This is a genomic window from Volucribacter psittacicida (genome assembly GCF_004339025.1).
Classification (GTDB): Bacteria; Pseudomonadota; Gammaproteobacteria; order Enterobacterales; family Pasteurellaceae; genus Volucribacter; species Volucribacter psittacicida.
This window is the reverse complement of the sequence record NZ_SMFT01000001.1, coordinates 556,720-574,424: the sequence shown is the minus strand read 5'-3', so window position 1 is coordinate 574,424 and position 17,705 is coordinate 556,720. Positions and strand designations below refer to the sequence as shown.

Sequence of the window (17,705 nt, the reverse complement as noted above, 5' to 3'; positions counted from 1 at the left end):
TGTTAAATATCATTTAATCGCTGTTGTAAAGGAGAAATATTTGCTCCTTTTGCCACAAAACCTTGGTATTGTTTAGGTTTTATATTAAAAACGGCTTGAGCTTGCTGTTCCTGTTCAAATTCGGCAAAAACACAAGCACCTGTACCTGTTAAACGTGCTGGTGCATATTGTAACAACCAGCTTAGCAATTCTTCAACCTCAGGATAATGATTTCGCACAACTTTTTCACAATCATTGCTAAAGGATTGTGCCATTAATTGATTTAAGGTGAGTTTTGGCGTATTTCTTGGTAAATCAGGATCTGAAAATATTGTTGCTGTGGAAATCGCAATATCAGGTTTTAACACCAAATACCATTTCTCAGGCGGACTACAATAATTGATTTTTTCTCCGACACCTTCGGCAAAAGCCGCTTGACCATGAATAAAAATAGGAACATCAGCACCTAATTGTAAACCGAGCGTTGCTAATTCATCAGGCGTAAGATTAATGCCCCATAATTTATTAAGCACTAATAATGTTGTTGCCGCATTGGAAGATCCTCCCCCAATACCACCGCCCATAGGCAAGATTTTATCTAAGTGAATTGTTGCTCCTTTTGAGCAACCACTTACTTTTTGTAATAAACGTGCAGCGCGATAGATTAAATTATCTTGCATAGGGAGATGGGCAATATAAGGCGATAAGCGAATATCATTGCTATTTTCTATAGGATCAATGGTTAACCAATCCCCATAATCGAGAAATTGAAATAAGGTTTGTAATTCGTGATAACCATCGGCACGTTTGCCATTAATATAGAGAAATAAATTAAGTTTAGCTGGGGAGGGAAATCGATTGCTCGCATTTCCCGATAAAAGTGCGGTGGAAAATCGGTAAGTTTTCATTAATAAATCCAATTATCTACACGAATTTTTAAGGTTTTATCTTGGTTTTTAATTAAAATATCTTTCGGTAATGGGGGAGTGTTTTGGCTATGATAACTTAAATAATCAACATTCCAAATTTCTCCTTGATGGAGATAATTAAAATTTGCCAATAAATGATTTTCGCCCACATAATAAGGCTGAGAAAGATTAGGTTGTCCTTTTAACCAATCACTAAATTGATCTAATGGAAAATTCATTCCTACAATATCTTGTAATAATTGTTGCGCATCTGTAGCACTATGTTGGTTACCTTTATTATCCGAAATTGTCATACCTTGTGGCGTCATTTTTATGGATAAGGTTGTGCTAGTGAGCATTGAAGATAATTGTAATTGATAGGATTGAGAATTTTGATAACGCCAATCAAAACGGCTAGAAAAGCGATCATCGGCACTGATATAACCTAATTGCCCATTAGCTGCATAAGAATGAATTTGTTGAATTTGCTGTAAATTCGCAAGCCAAGTGGGATCTTGAGGATCGATATAACGCCTTTGAGATGGCGAATTCTCTGTTATGGTACAGGAAATTATCATCAAACTTAACAATGTAATAAGGATAAAATTTTTTGATTTTGCAATAAATTTTAACATATTCATACCAAATTAGAATTTACGAGGGGCATTTTACGCAGTTAGGGGGAGTTAGTAAAGTAAAAATGGAAAATATAGACTTTCGCTTTACACTAATATAATGTTGGCACATTGCTGTACTATGTGTGCTGTATTCGTTGTGCCACTGTATTTTATCGTTTTATAGTCGCTCAACTTTAAAGTGATACACTGTAGGTACACCTCAGTATACTACTTGTACAGTATTCGACATACCGCCTTGCTTCATTTAAATTGAAACGGCTATATTTTAAATTAAAAAGTCTATATTGGGCATTATGCGTGATACCTCACATAATGCCCTTTGTTTTTTATACTAGATTTTACTGTTGCCAATAGGCTCGTTTGGCTTTTTGCAGTTTTTCGTAAGCCGCTAGCAGTTTTTGATGGGCGGTAAAATGCTGTAATCGCTCATCATCGGCGAGCAAATCATAGAATGGGCTTGCTTTACCTTGAATCGCTTGCCAAGCCGCAGTAACGGTGTTTTCTCCGTACATTTTTTCAAATACCTTGCGATATTGTTCTGGATCTCGTTGTGTATCAAGATAGAGTTCAAGAGATTGAATTAAACAACGGTAATAATTAGCCCGCTCCGCTGTAAAGACTGAGCTATTCATACTGATTGTCCAATTTGCCCAATCAAGCGCTTCCTCAAGTTGCCCTAAGGCGAGGTGTAACATTGATTTTAATTCACCAATGCGTAGGGTTACCCAGCCTGATTTAGGTGGCGGCACAATACCAATAAATTCACGCACTCGGGTGGCATCATCAATACCTTGTTCATCAAGTTCATCAAGCAATTCTTGGTAAGTGGCTTGATCGTGATGGAAATGCGGTAGGTCAAGTAAGATTTCTCGCCACGCCATTCCCATATTATTATTGGCATAAATCAAATCATCTTGCGGATAAATATCGGACATACTTGGTACGATAATACGGCACGCATAAACACCGAGGTGGTTATAATCCATAATATAGACTTCTTTATCCAGTTGATTAAAAATCTGCATAAGGTTTTGATATTCTTGTTCAGTCGTACCAGAAAAATCCCAATCCACAAAAGGAAAATCAGCGGTTTGTTTGAAAAGATCCCAAGAGATAAGCCCACTTGAGTCAATAAAATGGGTTTCAAGGTTAGCGTGTTCCGCCACATCATCATTATCAAATGACGGCGCAGTAAAGACATCAAGATCTTTTAAGCTACGTCCTTGCAATAGCTCGGTAACCGTACGTTCTAAAGCCACTTGGAAATTTGGGTGAGCACCAAAAGAAGCAAAGCAGGTGCCGTTTTGTGGATTTAACAAAATCACACAAATAACAGGATATTTACCGCCTAATGAGGCATCATAAGCTAAAATTGGAAAGCCTTCTTGTTCAAGTTTAGCGATAGAGGCTTGAATAGAAGGATAACGAGCCATAACGTCCGCCGGAATTTCGGGGAGACTAATTGCCTCAGCGATAATTTTGTTTTTCACATAGCGTTCAAAGACTTCGGATAAACCCTGTACACGAGCTTCATATTGTGTATTACCTGCCGACATACCATTAGACACATAAAGATTCCCAATAATACTTTGAGGAATATATACTACCTGTTGATCCCTTTGGCGAACATAAGGCAAGGCAACAATGCCTCGTTGTTCGTTACCCGATTGTAAATCAATTAATAACTCAGGGGTTAATGCTCCCTCAGGATCATAATAAGCACGCAGATAATCATCTAAAATTCCCTCAGGTAATTGTTCAGGATCATCGATACTAAACCATTTTTCGTTGGGATAATGAACAAATTCGCCTTGGGCAATATCTTGTCCTAAATAATAATCAGCAAAGAAATAATTGGTGGATAAACGTTCAAAATATTCACCTAAGGCGGAGGCTAAGGCTGATTTCTGGCTTGCCCCTTTGCCATTGGAGAAACATTGCGGACAATCGGCATCACGCAAATGCACCGACCATACATTAGGCACAGGATTAAGCCAAGAGGCTTGTTCAATGTTAAAACCAAGTGCGGTCAGTTTTTGTTGAAATTTTTCAATACTTTCTTCTAGGGCGGCATCTTTGCCCGGGATAAAGGTTTGTTCTGTCATCTGATTAGGATCCTTTTTTATCATGTAAGTGGGGCATAATAGAGAATTTTAGTTGTGAGTTCAAGGGGATTTATTGGTTAATCAAATGGTTAGGGTATTTATTCTATGAGGAGTATCCTTGTTGTTATTTCTTAAATTTTGCTAATAGTTTTCCTTCAAGCAACCTATTAGTTAGGTTACTTGAAAATAACTTATGCTTTGTCTACTTGTCTGTTTTTTAGCCAGTATTGAGTAAAGTAAGCCCCAGCGGTGGCGATTGCCATGGGGAATAAAAATGCTGGGGAAACCCTTGTTAGTTCTAAGCAGAATACCAATGCTGTAATTGGCATATTTAAAGAGGTTGCTAAAAATGCAGTTGCGCCAATAAGGGCGGCTGATTCGAGGGGAATGGTGGGTAAACCGAGGGCATTCCATAAAAATACTGAGCTAAAGGCAAAGGTGCTTCCCAACATCATTGAGGGGGTGATAAGCCCACCATAAGCCCCAGCGGCGAGAGCAAGCAAGATCACTAACCATTTGATAAGCATTAAGGCGAGGCTATCGTGCCAACCAATTAATCCCCAAAAGCTGAGTTGGTTGCCCGCTTTTCCATTACCTAAAATGGCTGGGAAATAGATGGCGAGTAGGGCAATAAGGCTAAAACTGAGGAGACCTATTAATATAATGCGTTTGTCGTTACGTTTGAGCCAAGGGAAATATTGGGTAGTTTTTTTGAAGAAATATACAAGTATGCCGATGAGGGGGCCGATTAATGCTGCCCAATAGAATAATGAAAGGGTTAATTCCGTTTCAACTAAATGATATTGTACTAAATCGCCTAGACCGATACGAGATACGAGGGTGGCAATGGCACAAGCGATAAAGGCTGCGATGATAGGGATACCAGACCAACATAATAATAGGGTTTCAAGGGTAAAAATAATGCCAGCTAAGGGAACGTTATAAATCGCAGATAACCCCGCCCCAGCGGCACAAGCAATAAGCAATTTGCTTTCTTGTTCAGATAATTGTGTTTTTTGACACCATAAGGTTGCTAATGCAGCACTGATTTCACGCGGGGCCACTTCACGCCCTAACGGTGAGCCTAAGCCGACACTGATGATTTGTAATAAACCATGATAAAGCGTGCGGAAAAAAGGTAAACCTTGGTGAGGTTGATTTAGGGCGGCTTTGATGGAAACAGGCGAGCCGAGATAACGGTGTAGCAGATACCAACCTAGGCTGACAATCACGCCACAAAGTAGCACGATACCAAAGCGTCTTGCGCCTGAGGCTTGGCTTACGCCGACTAAAAAAGGAATATCTTGTCCATTTGTGGCATAACCATAGGCATAATGTTGTACCCAATGTAATAAATGCGATAATAATACCCCAGTAAGCCCGGCTAACATGCCAATAATGATGAGGGAAATAAAGAGTTTTGCTGAGATTTTCATTGTTAATTGCTTTCCAAAGGAGGAGTAAGGCGGATATTTTAAATAACTTTTTATCCTGCGTCAAAGCGAGTGCAGGATAAAATGATCATATCCGCTAAAATCGCTTGTTGAATGGGGGAATTTTTGGTTCAATAGGAAGTGTTTTCGCCAAGTGCGGTGTGTTTTGAGCATATTTTTTAGGGAGGATAAAATGATTATTTATTTACATGGTTTTGATTCAAGTAGCCCGGGTAATCATGAAAAAATTTTACAATTAAAATTTATTGATGAGGATGTGCGTTTTATTAATTATAGTACTCGTTATCCTCGTCACGATATGCAGTTTTTATTAAATGAAGTGCATAAATTGGTAACGGAAAGTAAAGATCCTAAGCCACTGATTTGTGGCGTGGGATTAGGGGGATATTGGTCTGAACGTATTGGGTTTTTATGTGGGATCAAGCAAGTGATGTTTAATCCTAATTTATTTCCACAGCATAATATGGAAGGGAAAATTGATCGTCCTGAAGAATATGAAGACATTGCGACAAAATGTGTGGAAAAATTTAGAAATAAAAATCAAGGAAATTGTCTCGTGTTTTTATCAAAACAAGATGAAATCCTTGATGCTAAAGCCAGTGCAGACTTGTTATCCCCATTTTATGAAGTGATTTGGGACGAACAGGAAAGCCATAAATTCAAAAAAATCTCACAACATTTGCAAAAAATTAAGGTATTTAAGCAAGCATGATGTACAAAATAAAAAAATATAAAGGGATAGGGCATATTTTCTTGCTATTCTTTCTTTATGGCATATCCCTTACCTTATCCGCCAATTTATTTCAGCGTCACACCTCTTTTTTACCTGCTCAACAGGCTTTTGCCTTTAGTATGACTGAACAAGAAGGGCAGGGATTACAGCTACATTGGGATATTGCGGAAGGCTATTATCTTTATCAAAAAGAAATTAACATCATTGCAGAAAATGCCGAAATTGGACAGGTTTTGTTGCCAGAGGGCAAACATTATCAAGATGAGTTTTTTGGCGAAGTGGTTATTTATCAAGATCAACTCAGCCTTAATGTGCCAATTTTAAGCTATCAAAAACAGGGAAAATTATTGGTACATTACCAAGGTTGTACCTCAGGATTTTGTTATCCCCCCGAAACTCAAGAAATCGATCTGGCATTATGGTACAAAGCCACAACCCATGAGCCACAAAGTGCGGTACAAAATAACAAAATTTTTAGCCAAACCTTATCATCGCAACAACTTGCTGATCAATTAAGTTCAAGTAAATATGCCATATTAGGCTTTTTTCTATTAGGTATAGGGCTGGCGTTTACCCCTTGCGTTTTACCTATGTTGCCCCTCTTATCAGCGATTGTGATTGGGCAACAACGCCACTCTCAATGGCGAGCTTTTACTTTAAGTTTTGTTTATGTACAGGGTATGGCATTAACCTATACCTTATTAGGCTTGATTGTGGTTACCCTTGGATTGCCTTTTCAAATCGCCTTACAAAGCCCTTATGTGCTAATAGGATTTTCTATCTTGTTTATCTTATTAGCCTTATCCATGTTTGGTTTGTTTAATTTACAATTACCACAGCGTTGGCAAACTAAGTTAGTGCAATTTAGCCAGCGTCAACAATCGGGGGCTTTTGCTGGGGTATTTATTATGGGAATGGTGGCAGGGCTTATTGCATCTCCTTGCATCACAGCCCCTTTATCGGGCGCATTATTATATGTTGCACAAAGTGGAGATATGTTCATCGGCGCCATAACCCTGTATTTACTTGCTCTAGGTATGGGAATTCCTTTGTTATTGATCACGCTATTTGGTAATAAAGTATTACCAAAATCAGGGGCTTGGCTAGAAAAGGTCAAAATTGCCTTTGGCTTTGTATTACTTGCGTTACCCATTTTCTTATTTTCTCGAGTTCAACCAGATTGGGCGCTAAGATTATGGGCATTACTTGGCACCACGTTCTTTTTATGGTTAGCGAACCAAATAAAACCACAAGGTATCGGACAAGGATTACGTTTACTTTGCTTGATTTTCGCCTTAGTGCTTGTAAAACCTTTGCAAGATTGGTTATGGCAACCCTCATCACCTCAACTCAATCAAGCACAGCATCACTTATTTGAACCTGTTAAAAATTTAGCACAATTAGAGCAATATTTAACAGATAACCAAAAACCTTTGGTTATGCTCGATCTCTATGCGGATTGGTGTGTGGCTTGTAAGGAATTTGAAAAATACACCTTTAGCGATCCCAATGTGCAACAAAGATTCGCTAATATGTTGTTATTACAAGTGGATATGACCCAAAATTCCGCAGAAAATAAAGCAATTATTGACAAGTTTAATGTGCTAGGGCTGCCCACCATTTTATTTTTTGATCATGAGGGCAAAGAAATTGAATCTCTGAGAATTACTGGCTTTATGAATGGGGAAGCATTTTTGCGGCATCTTGCTCAGAAATAAAATGTAATGGAAAAATATTTTTCACTTAATACGGAGAAACACCTATGCAAAAATTATTGTTTATTTTAAATGAATCCCCTTATGGAACAGAAAAAACCTTTAATGGCTTGCGGTTAGCCATTAATTTACAAGAGGAATATGGGCAACAAGTGCAGATTAAGTTATTTTGCTTTTCGGACGCTGTGCTAGCTGGGTTAGCCGGTCAGTCGCCGAAAGAGGGGAATAATATACAACAGTTAATTGAGATTTTGACCGCACAAGGGGCGGAAGTAAAACTTTGTACGACTTGCACTAATGCTCGAGCTGTCAGTCAATTACCTTTAGCTCAAGGGGTGAGCTTGGGGACATTAGATGATGTTGCTCGTTGGACATTATGGGCTGATAAGGTCATTAGTTTCTAATTTAATCAATAATAGGTAATCATTGTGGCGATGCAAACCCTTGATCCAATTCGTTTACCTCTGAATGGGGTAAGTTTAATTGAAGCCTCAGCGGGAACAGGTAAAACCTATACAATGGTATCATTGTATTTACGTTTATTATTACAAGTGGGCGAAAATCCTTTTCCTGTACCTTTGGGGGTAGAAAATATTTTGGTGGTGACTTTTACGGAAGCAGCAACAGAAGAACTTAAGAAAAAAATCAGGGAAAGGGTGAGCCAAGTTAAGCAAGCCTTGATCCAGTATCAACAAGAGAAAGATGTGTCGTCTTATGATCCTTTTTTGGTCGAGTTAATTCATCAGATTCAGGATATTGATCTTGCTATACAGCGTTTAGTATTAGCGGAGCAAAATATGGATATTGCGGCAATTTATACCATTCATGGTTTTTGTCGCCGAATATTGACGCAATACGCCTTTAATTCAGGCATACATTTTGATTTGGAGTTAAGCAAAGATCAAACGGCGCTTTATCAACAATTAGCTAATCAATATTGGCGAGAGCATTATTATCCTTTATCGCCAGTGGCAAGCCAGTTTGTTTATCAACAACTGGTGTCGCCAGCACAAGTCGTGCAACAGTTAAAGCCTTATTTATCAGGAGCAAGATTAAATCCAAGCATAAATCAACCCCACTTATTAACCTTGCCTTTTGAGCAATTTATTCAACAATATATTGAAGCCAGTCAAGCAAATATTGTTCAGTTAAAACAACAGTGGTTGGCTGATCAAGCGGAAATTAAAACGCTGGTTTTTACTGAATTGCAAAAAAGCTATAAAAAAGGCGAGCCAAAGCGATTAAAACGCACCAGTTTTAGAGCGAATAATGTGGAAAATTGGTTTGCCAATATTGAGGCTTGGGCAAGTAGCGATGAACAAAATTTGCCATCACATCTCTGTAAGTATTTTAGTCAGCAAGCGTTAATACAACAATATTGTGATGAGGGCGCTGAGCCATTAACACATCCTTTATTTGAGAAAATTGATGAAATAAATCAACAAGTTGAACAATATCCTCTTTATACTAAAATCCTGTTATGGCATTATCTTTGCTGGTTACGTGAGCAATTAGCGAAATATAAGGTAAACCATAAACAAAAAAACTTTGATGATTTATTAACCTTGTTAAACCACGCCCTTTATGGGGAACAGGGCGAAGCCTTTGCGAGTTTAATTCATCAGCAATATCCCTTTGCGATGATTGATGAATTTCAGGATACGGATCGCATACAATATGATATTTTTGCCAAAATTTATCTTCAATCAGCGCAAAAACAAAATGGCTTTATTATGATTGGCGATCCTAAGCAGGCGATTTATAAATTTCGTGGTGCGGATATTTTTACTTATCTTTTTGCCGCGGAACAAACTTCACAACGTTTTAGCTTAAATAAAAATTGGCGTTCAGATGTGGCTGTGGTAGAAACCGTTAATCAACTGTTTAATTTTCATCAACCTCATTCTTCTTTTCTTTATGACAAGATTCGATTTGAGCCAGTACAAGCCCAACAACGCCTTAAGTTTCAGCTTGATCAGCAAGAGCAACCCCCTTTGTTATGTTATATACAGGAAAAAAATGACAAAGCCGAATCCGCTTGTATTTGTGCAAAGAGTATTCAACAATGGCTCGCTCTTTCGGAGAAAAAAAGTGCGACTCTTAATGGCGAGCCGATTCAAGCCCGTAATATCGCAGTATTAGTGCGAAATTGGCAAGAGGCTGCCTTAATTAAAAATGCCTTAGCGGAATTGAAATTACCTTCGGTTTATTTATCGGATAATCAAAATGTGTTTGATAGCAAAGAGGCAGAAGAACTTGCTTTAATTTTAACGGCTTGCTTAAATCCCTTTAATGAACGGGCAATCTTAAATGCCATTTCTACCGCCTTATTTGCTTTAGATAGTGCAAAAATTTATCAGGTCAGACAAGATGAAAAATCTTGGCAATCTAGGTTAGAGCGTTTTGTCAATTATCAACGTATTTGGCAATATCAAGGGGTGTTGGCGATGTTACATCATCTCTTGTTAAAAGAAGAAATTCCACAAAAATTAATGCAACAAAAAAATGCGGAACGCCGTTTAACCGATATTTTGCACCTAGCGGAGTTATTGCAACAAGCCAGTGTATTGCACGAAAGCAATGGGGCATTATTACGTTGGTTTGAAGATCAAATTTTAGGTAAAGATCGCCAAGAAGAACAACAAATTCGTTTGGAAAGCGAGCGAGATTTAATCAAAATTGTTACTTTCCATAAATCTAAAGGTCTAGAATATGATTTGGTTTGGTTACCTTTTTTAGCAGAAGCGATGAAAATGCCGTCAGGCAAAATTCAAACCTATTATGATGAACATCAACAACAAATTTGTTGGGATATGGATTTGCAACATCAAGACGCCATTCGTTATGAAGCTATGGCGGAGGAATTGCGTTTATTGTATGTGGCTTTAACTCGAGCGAAATATCAACTGGTTATGAGTTTGCCACAAGAATTTACCCCTAAACAAGGCTGGAATGCCTTTTTATATGTGCTTACTCAAGGCAAAATTGGCACAGAAAAAACCTTATCCGAACCATTGAATACCAAGGCGTTTTTATCTCGTTTTTGTGATGAGCAGGCAATTTTAACGCCTGAGATATTTGCACCAATGGAATCTCCGCAAAAGCAGCAGCAAGCCGAGTTGCCAATGCGAGAATTTTGTGGGCAAATTGAACGAAATTGGCAAATTAGCAGTTTTACGGCGTTAAATTATCAGCAACAAAAAAAACAAAGTGCGGTGGAAAATCAAAATATTTTCTTTGATGATGCCCAAGATCACGATCTGCATTTTAGCGATAAACCTCAACAGTTATTGGAAGAGAATTCTGACATTAACAATGATGAACATTATCCAGCAGGTTATAGCCCCTTTGATTTTCCGATGGGAATGCAAGTGGGCGTGGCGTTGCACCGTTATTTTGAATTAGCACAATTTCAGCAAGGGGTAGATCAGGCGTTGATAGAACAGTTATGCCAACAATTACAACTTGATCCCCAATGGCAACAACCGATACAACAATGGTTTGAAGCGGTAATTCATACCCCATTAGTTAAGGGAACAAATTTAACCTTTGCCCAAATTACACCTACCCAAATGCTAAGAGAATGGCAATTTTACTTAAAATTGGGTAAACCTTTTAACCTGCATAAATTTAATCAAGTATTGGCACAATATCATCGCCCTCGCTCCGATTTCCAGTTTGAGGCGGTACAGGGTATGCTACGAGGCTTTATTGACCTAGTTTTTTGCCATCAACAGCAATATTATATTGTGGATTATAAATCCAATTATTTGGGCAGTTCGCCACAAGACTACCAACAAGATAAGCTACAAGAATATATGCTATCAGCAAATTATGATTTGCAATATTTAATCTATAGCTTGGCATTACATCGTTATTTACGTCAGCGAGATCCTCATTATCAATATGAAAAGCATTTTGGCGGCGTGATTTATACTTTTATACGCGGTATGAATGGCACAAATACAGAATATGGCGTGTATTTTGATAAACCTGATGTCGCTTTGATTGAACAGCTTGACCAATTATTTTAGGAAGAACTATGCTATCCCTTTTAGCCCAATTAACCCAACAGCAAATAATTAGCAAGGCGGATTATTATTTTGCCAAAATGATTGCCGATAAACAGCAACCCTATGCTTATGCTCAACCCCTTCAAAATTTGGCAATTTTATTGGCGGCATTGTGCAGTTACAGCTATCAACAAGGGAATACCTGTTTATCGTTGCAGAACAATCCAAATATGGATTTTTTTGGTTTGGCATATCGACAAGGAGAGCAAGATTATTTGGCGGAAATTTGGCAAAAAATTGATCATCTGCCCGTAACACAATGGCAAGAGGCATTAGCTGAGCATATTGCTTTTAGTCAAGATCCACAACAACATATCGCTCCTTTGGTGTTTCAATTTGGACGGCTTTATTTTTATCGTGTCTGGCAAGATGAATCTAAATTGGCGAATTACTTACAAAGTGCGGTCAAAAATTCACAAAATTTTCACCCCGATCCACAGGCAATCAATGCCATTTTGCACCAACTTTTTGAACCCACAGAGCAAGAAATTAACTGGCAACAAATTGCTGTGGCAACAGCGGTTAAACAATCCTTTTGCTTAATTACGGGCGGGCCCGGCACAGGTAAAACCACCACCGTTTTTCGTTTATTAGCCATGTTACAATTATTACGTCAGCAACAACATTTACCCTTGCTAAGAATAAAATTAGTGGCTCCCACAGGCAAAGCCGCCAGCCGATTAAGCGAATCCTTGCAACAAACCCTTGATCGAGAAGTAAAAAAAATCCCTCAGCTAGCGGAGCTGATTCAGACACAAGCCTCTACCATACATCGCTTATTACGCATACGTCCTCTTGATGATCATTGCTATTTTAATGCCAACAACCCCTTGCCCCTTGATGTTCTCGTGGTTGATGAAGCCTCTATGGTGGATTTAGCTATGATGGAAAAATTGTTATCTGCGTTGCCTGCTCAAGCAAAATTGATTTTATTAGGCGACAAAGATCAGCTTTCTTCCGTAGAAGCAGGGGCAATTTTAGGCGAATTAGGGCAATTTTTGACCCAAGTTGAACAACAAGGATATAGCCCCGCCTTAACCCAATATCTTTTACAAACCACAGGGCAACAGCTTACAGAGAATTTACAAGCAACGCCCATTGGCGATCATTTATGTAGCTTACGCAAAAGTTATCGTTTTCAGCAATATTCAGGCATAGGGCATTTAGCCAATGCGGTCAATCAATGCCAAGATAATTTAAGTCTGAGCTTATTTTCACAATATCAGGATATTGATTTTATTTTGTTACAGGATAACGTGGCACAAAATATCGCTTTGATTGTGGAGCACGCGGTGCAATACTACCAACAATATTTACAGCAATTACAAGGCATTAATGTTGAGGAAGTGAGTTCTCAACAGCTACAACATATTTTCGCCTTATTTAAAAAATGCCGTTTTTTGACCGCACTTCGGGCAGGGGATTATGGCGTAGATAACCTTAATCAACAAATTGCTTTACGTTTAAACCAAGAAAAACTTGTGAATTTTCGTTATACACGAGATTGGTACCTTGGCAAGCCAATTATGGTATTAGAAAACGATAACCAAGTTGAATTATATAACGGTGATATTGGCTTGGCGTTGCTTGATGAACATGGGCAAGGCAAAGTTTGGTTTGAAGTAGGAAATAACCAATTTAAAGGCGTAATTACCAGCCGTATTCCACGCCACGAACCCGCTTTTATGATGACAGTACATAAATCACAAGGCTCAGAGTTTGAGCATACGTTATTAGTCCTCCCTAATAAATTTACCCCCTTATTATCAAAAGAGCTTATTTATACCGCTGTTACACGAGCAAAACAGCAATTTAGCGTATTCAGCAACGAAAATATCTGGAAAACCGCCGTACGCAATCCTGTAAAACGACAGAGTGGATTGGCGCAGTGGTTGGGGAAACTGGGATAATTAACAATAAATAGGGCATTAATATTGGGGTTTTATCCATTTTTCTTGCAAGTGAACTAAAGTGTTGATTCTATTTATTTTTGATTATGGTTTAAAAGTATACCCACTAGATTTGGCCGTAGTTGATATAATGAAATAGCAAATCACAAACTTAAAGTGATAGGTTCATTTCTTAGAAAAACAGTAAGTTTTCCTAAATATAGTCGCCTTACTTTAAAATGATACAGTGTTGATATGCATAGCCGTCCTACCTGTACTGTATCCAACGTACCACCTTGCCTTATTTTAAATTGAAACGACAATAAGATCATAAAAAACCACTTCATCATAAAGTGGTTTTCTTATAAGTGATATTACTAAATTACTTCGCAATCCGTTTATATTTAATTCTATGAGGTTGGGTTGCGTCAGCGCCAAAGGTTTTCTTTTTCCATTCTTCATAGTCGGAGAAGTTGCCCTCGTAAAAGGTGACCTTGCCCTCATCGCCATAATCTAAAATATGGGTGGCGATTCGGTCTAAGAACCAACGGTCGTGGGAGATAACCATCGCACAGCCTGGGAATTCTAAAATGGCATTTTCTAATGCTCGCAAGGTTTCTACATCAAGGTCATTGGTCGGTTCATCGAGTAATAGAACATTACCGCCACGTTGTAATAATTTAGCGAGATGTAAACGTCCTCGCTCGCCCCCAGAAAGTTCGCCTACACGTTTTTGTTGATCAACCCCTTTAAAGTTAAAGCGCCCTACATAGGCACGGCTTGGGATTTCAAAATTACCAATGCTAAGAATATCTTGTCCATTGGAGACTTCTTCCCATACGGTTTTATTATTGTCCATGGCATCACGGAATTGATCCACTGAGGCAAGCACCACCGTTTCCCCTAAGGTGATGGAGCCCGAATCAGGTTGTTCATTGCCCGCTAGCATACGGAATAAGGTTGATTTACCTGCACCATTTGCACCGATAATCCCCACAATCGCTCCTTTCGGAATGGAGAAAGATAAATCATCAATAAGGGTACGATCGCCATAGGATTTGGTAAGATTTTGTACTTCAATGACTTTATCGCCTAATCTTGGACCAGGTGGGATAAATAACTCATTGGTTTCATTACGTTTTTGATATTCATTGGTATTGAGCTCTTCAAATCTTGCCATACGGGCTTTACTTTTCGCTTGACGACCTTTTGGATTTTGGCGAACCCATTCTAATTCTTTTTCAATGGATTTTTGACGAGCCGATTCGGCGGCTTGCTCTTGGGCTAAGCGTTTTTCTTTTTGTTCTAACCAAGAGGAATAATTGCCCTGCCAAGGAATTCCCTCGCCACGGTCTAGCTCTAAGATCCAACCTGCTACATTATCAAGGAAATAGCGGTCGTGGGTAATGGCAACCACAGTGCCTTCGTAGTCGTGTAAGAAACGTTCTAACCAAGCCACAGATTCTGCGTCTAAGTGGTTGGTTGGTTCGTCTAATAACAACATATCAGGTTTTTCTAGCAATAAGCGACAAAGGGCAACACGACGGCGTTCGCCCCCTGAAAGATGTTCAATTTTGGCGTCCCAGTCGGGTAAGCGTAGTGCATCCGCTGCTCGCTCTAATTGATTTTGTAAATTATGTCCGTCGTGGGCTTGAATAATGCTTTCTAATTTCGCTTGTTCTGCTGCTAATTTATCAAAATCGGCATCAGGATCGGCATAAAGTGCATAGACTTCATCTAAGCGTGTTAAGGCGTTTTTCACTTCAGCGACAGCTTCTTCAACGGCTTCACGTACTGTTTGTTGTGGTTCCAATTTAGGCTCTTGAGGAAGATAACCAATTTTAATACCCGGTTGTGGTCTGGCTTCGCCTTCAAACTCTTTATCAACCCCTGCCATAATGCGTAATAGGGTGGATTTTCCTGCCCCATTTAAACCTAGCACACCAATTTTGGCACCCGGAAAGAAACTTAAAGAAATATCTTTGAGAATATGACGTTTCGGCGGAACGACTTTGCCTACTCGGTGCATCGTATATACAAATTGTGATGACATAATTCGTCCTATTGCTTGATTAGTAAAGTGCGGTGGAAAAATAAAAAATTTTCCAAATCCCTTTATTGGAAAGGCATAATTTTACTTGAATTTTGTCAGTTTGATAAGTAAAAAAAACCCTCCGAGCCGGAGGGAAGGAAAGTAGTTTAGCTATTTTAATTATTTTATTTAGGAACTTTATGAATTACCAAGTTTTCACTTAGCGAGGAGAATAATATAGAAAGTGGTTCTAATAGAAAAGAGGTATTGAAATAATATTTGACTTACATCACAAAAAAACGCATTGTTTGCTGACATTTTACGCATTTTTACATTTTTATATAAATGCTTGCTATAAATTTGTGCAGTTTGAATAATAAAGGTTGTGGGGTAAGAGGTAAAACTTTCAAGTTGATTTAGCCAATCATTTTGTTAGCATAGATTTTTTTATTCATAGGGAACAAGGAAAAATGAAAAAGAGCGGTTGGATTTTGGGATTTATTTTGTCTTATTGCTTTTGTTTACCAACACTTGCTCACCCTCATGCTTTTGTGGAAATGAAAAATACGTTATTGGTTGAAGAAGATCGTTTGTTAGGCTTTCGTATGCAATGGATTTTAGACGAAGCCAGCTCTTCTGAAATGTTATATGATTTGGCGTTATCAAAAAATGATCCGAAAAAGCAACAAGCGCTAGCCGATGAAATTATGCAAAATGTGGTGGCGGAGCATTATTTTAGTTATTTTTACGATAAACATCGTCAGCCCATAAAATACCTTGCGAAACCAGAAAATTATGGTGCCACCTCAATGGGACAGCATATTATGTACTATTTTGATTTTATGTTAGCGAAACCACAATTATTGAAAAATAATCAATTTGAATTAACCACTTATGATCCCACTTATTATGTGTTTATGTATTATGATGTGCCAAATAAACCCAATATTGTTCAATCAGCGGTAGATTTTTCTGGGCTGCCCTCAAATTGCCAAGGGGAGATTATTGAGCCAAATATTGATGAACAATTAAGACGTTATGCTGAATCTTTAGATAAATCACAGCGTGATGAAGATGATACGCTTGGGGCGCAATTTGCACAAAAAGTGGTGGTGTTATGTCATTAAAATCAAAAACGAGTGCGTTATGGTTATTAGGCTTGTTGTGCCTTATTTTGCTTGGCGTTATTTATTTTTCACCTTGGTTGGTTCATCAAGTGGCTCAAGGGCAAAAATTATTTAATCAGCTTATTTCCAATAATTTACAGCATATTAAGCAACAACCTTTAAATGCGGGCGCTGGGCTTATTTTGGTAAGTTTTTTGTATGGTATTTTTCATGCACTAGGACCGGGGCATGGCAAATTTATTATTGCGAGTTACCTTGCTTTACAACCCACCCAAATGCCTATAGCGATGCGTTTAACCTTACTGTCTTCCTTAGTGCAAGCATTGGTTGCCATTGGGCTGACTTCTTTGGTTGTGGTTTTGCTTAACCTTTCTTCGGCGTATTTTAGATTAAGTCAATTATGGATCGAACGTATTGCCTTCATTTTATTACTGTTGTTAGGGCTTTATTGGTGTTGGCAAGCCTTGAGCAAAATAAGACAAAAACAAGAGAAAAAACTACCTCAAAGGGTAAAAATTCATCAGCTAACCCCTATACAACAGGGGCAACTTTTGCCAATGCCATTGCAAAGTGAGGTCAAAAATACAAAAATTTTATCTGTTCCCCAATGTGATTGTGGGCATCAACATCTGCCTTCCTCTACTCAATTACAACAAGCAGAAAGTTGGAAATCGCAGGCATTAATTGTGTTAAGCATTGGTATGCGTCCTTGCACAGGGGCAATTTTTGTGCTGTTTCTGGCTTATATGCTCGATCTCTATGGGTGGGGAATACTTGCCACATTAGCAATGGGAATTGGAACAGGGATAACCCTTTCGGCATTTGCCTTATTATTACAATATGCCCGCCGTCTTGCTGTTGGGGTGGGTAAATGGTATTTTTCGCCAAATATTACTCATCATTTTGGCATAATAGCGAAATTTTTAGCAGGAATTATCCTTATCTTTTTTGCTATTAGTTTATTTTATAGCACCACATTACCCAGCACAGGCGGTGCAATTTTATTAGGTCGTTAGCATTTATGGTCGTATGAGTTTAAGGTGGAATGACTA

Annotated in this window: 12 protein-coding genes; 7 read left to right on the top strand and 5 right to left on the bottom strand. The window is 38.5% G+C overall.

Annotation, left to right across the window (positions count from 1 at the left end):
* Positions 1-2: 2 nt before the first annotated feature.
* From ispE to EV694_RS02555, 4 genes are all read right to left on the bottom strand, one after another.
* Positions 3-887, bottom strand: a complete 885-nt coding sequence (gene ispE / locus EV694_RS02570; RefSeq protein WP_132688814.1) for a 4-(cytidine 5'-diphospho)-2-C-methyl-D-erythritol kinase — start codon at positions 885-887, stop codon at positions 3-5.
* The gene (gene lolB / locus EV694_RS02565; protein ID WP_132688812.1) at positions 887-1,522 is read right to left on the bottom strand and encodes a lipoprotein insertase outer membrane protein LolB; all 636 of its coding nucleotides are present in this window, start codon (positions 1,520-1,522) and stop codon (positions 887-889) included. The genes ispE and lolB overlap by 1 nt, the downstream gene beginning before the upstream one ends.
* 341 nt (positions 1,523-1,863) lie before the next feature.
* On the bottom strand, positions 1,864-3,630 hold the full coding sequence (gene ycaO, locus EV694_RS02560) for a 30S ribosomal protein S12 methylthiotransferase accessory factor YcaO (RefSeq protein WP_132688809.1): 1,767 nt from the start codon (positions 3,628-3,630) through the stop codon (positions 1,864-1,866).
* Positions 3,631-3,821: 191 nt separating this feature from the next.
* Complete coding sequence (locus EV694_RS02555) at positions 3,822-5,066, bottom strand: chloride channel protein (RefSeq protein WP_132688806.1); 1,245 nt, start codon at positions 5,064-5,066, stop codon at positions 3,822-3,824.
* A 190-nt stretch (positions 5,067-5,256) separates the two neighbouring features.
* Between EV694_RS02555 and ycfP the strand changes: the two genes are divergently transcribed.
* Genes ycfP through recD form a run of 5 tightly spaced genes read left to right on the top strand, consistent with a single transcriptional unit; the run spans position 5,257 to position 13,515 of the window.
* Positions 5,257-5,796, top strand: coding sequence for an alpha/beta hydrolase YcfP (ycfP, locus tag EV694_RS02550; protein WP_132688803.1), 540 nt, complete (start codon positions 5,257-5,259; stop codon positions 5,794-5,796).
* Positions 5,796-7,535: a protein-disulfide reductase DsbD gene (locus EV694_RS02545; protein WP_132688800.1), complete on the top strand. Its 1,740-nt coding sequence runs from the start codon at positions 5,796-5,798 to the stop codon at positions 7,533-7,535. The genes ycfP and EV694_RS02545 overlap by 1 nt, the downstream gene beginning before the upstream one ends.
* A 44-nt stretch (positions 7,536-7,579) precedes the next feature.
* A complete protein-coding gene (locus EV694_RS02540; protein ID WP_132688797.1) occupies positions 7,580-7,936 on the top strand; it encodes a DsrE/DsrF/TusD sulfur relay family protein in 357 nt (118 codons plus the stop codon).
* A 30-nt stretch (positions 7,937-7,966) separates the two neighbouring features.
* Complete coding sequence (gene recB / locus EV694_RS02535) at positions 7,967-11,566, top strand: exodeoxyribonuclease V subunit beta (protein WP_132689215.1); 3,600 nt, start codon at positions 7,967-7,969, stop codon at positions 11,564-11,566.
* A gap of 8 nt (positions 11,567-11,574) precedes the next feature.
* A complete protein-coding gene (gene recD, locus EV694_RS02530; RefSeq protein WP_132688795.1) occupies positions 11,575-13,515 on the top strand; it encodes an exodeoxyribonuclease V subunit alpha in 1,941 nt (646 codons plus the stop codon).
* 361 nt (positions 13,516-13,876) lie between these two features.
* Here recD and ettA read toward each other — a convergent pair whose 3' ends face one another.
* The gene (ettA, locus tag EV694_RS02525; protein ID WP_132688792.1) at positions 13,877-15,547 is read right to left on the bottom strand and encodes an energy-dependent translational throttle protein EttA; all 1,671 of its coding nucleotides are present in this window, start codon (positions 15,545-15,547) and stop codon (positions 13,877-13,879) included.
* Positions 15,548-15,996: 449 nt separating this feature from the next.
* Between ettA and EV694_RS02520 the strand changes: the two genes are divergently transcribed.
* Both EV694_RS02520 and zevB read left to right on the top strand, forming a co-directional pair.
* The gene (locus EV694_RS02520; RefSeq protein ID WP_132688790.1) at positions 15,997-16,653 is read left to right on the top strand and encodes a DUF1007 family protein; all 657 of its coding nucleotides are present in this window, start codon (positions 15,997-15,999) and stop codon (positions 16,651-16,653) included.
* Positions 16,644-17,669 (top strand): zinc transporter permease subunit ZevB, encoded by a 1,026-nt coding sequence (zevB, locus tag EV694_RS02515; RefSeq protein ID WP_132688787.1) that lies wholly within the window; start codon positions 16,644-16,646, stop codon positions 17,667-17,669. The genes EV694_RS02520 and zevB overlap by 10 nt, the downstream gene beginning before the upstream one ends.
* Positions 17,670-17,705 lie beyond the last annotated feature (36 nt).

Excerpts from the sequence above, each read along its gene's own strand:
- ispE (WP_132688814.1), bottom strand. The coding sequence starts at position 887 with ATGAAAACTTACCGATTTTCCACCGCACTTTTATCGGGAAATGCGAGC.
- lolB (WP_132688812.1), bottom strand. The coding sequence starts at position 1,522 with ATGTTAAAATTTATTGCAAAATCAAAAAATTTTATCCTTATTACATTG.
- ycaO (WP_132688809.1), bottom strand. The coding sequence starts at position 3,630 with ATGACAGAACAAACCTTTATCCCGGGCAAAGATGCCGCCCTAGAAGAA.
- EV694_RS02555 (WP_132688806.1), bottom strand. The coding sequence starts at position 5,066 with ATGAAAATCTCAGCAAAACTCTTTATTTCCCTCATCATTATTGGCATG.
- ycfP (WP_132688803.1), top strand. The coding sequence starts at position 5,257 with ATGATTATTTATTTACATGGTTTTGATTCAAGTAGCCCGGGTAATCAT.
- EV694_RS02545 (WP_132688800.1), top strand. The coding sequence starts at position 5,796 with ATGTACAAAATAAAAAAATATAAAGGGATAGGGCATATTTTCTTGCTA.
- EV694_RS02540 (WP_132688797.1), top strand. The coding sequence starts at position 7,580 with ATGCAAAAATTATTGTTTATTTTAAATGAATCCCCTTATGGAACAGAA.
- recB (WP_132689215.1), top strand. The coding sequence starts at position 7,967 with ATGCAAACCCTTGATCCAATTCGTTTACCTCTGAATGGGGTAAGTTTA.
- recD (WP_132688795.1), top strand. The coding sequence starts at position 11,575 with ATGCTATCCCTTTTAGCCCAATTAACCCAACAGCAAATAATTAGCAAG.
- ettA (WP_132688792.1), bottom strand. The coding sequence starts at position 15,547 with ATGTCATCACAATTTGTATATACGATGCACCGAGTAGGCAAAGTCGTT.
- EV694_RS02520 (WP_132688790.1), top strand. The coding sequence starts at position 15,997 with ATGAAAAAGAGCGGTTGGATTTTGGGATTTATTTTGTCTTATTGCTTT.
- zevB (WP_132688787.1), top strand. The coding sequence starts at position 16,644 with ATGTCATTAAAATCAAAAACGAGTGCGTTATGGTTATTAGGCTTGTTG.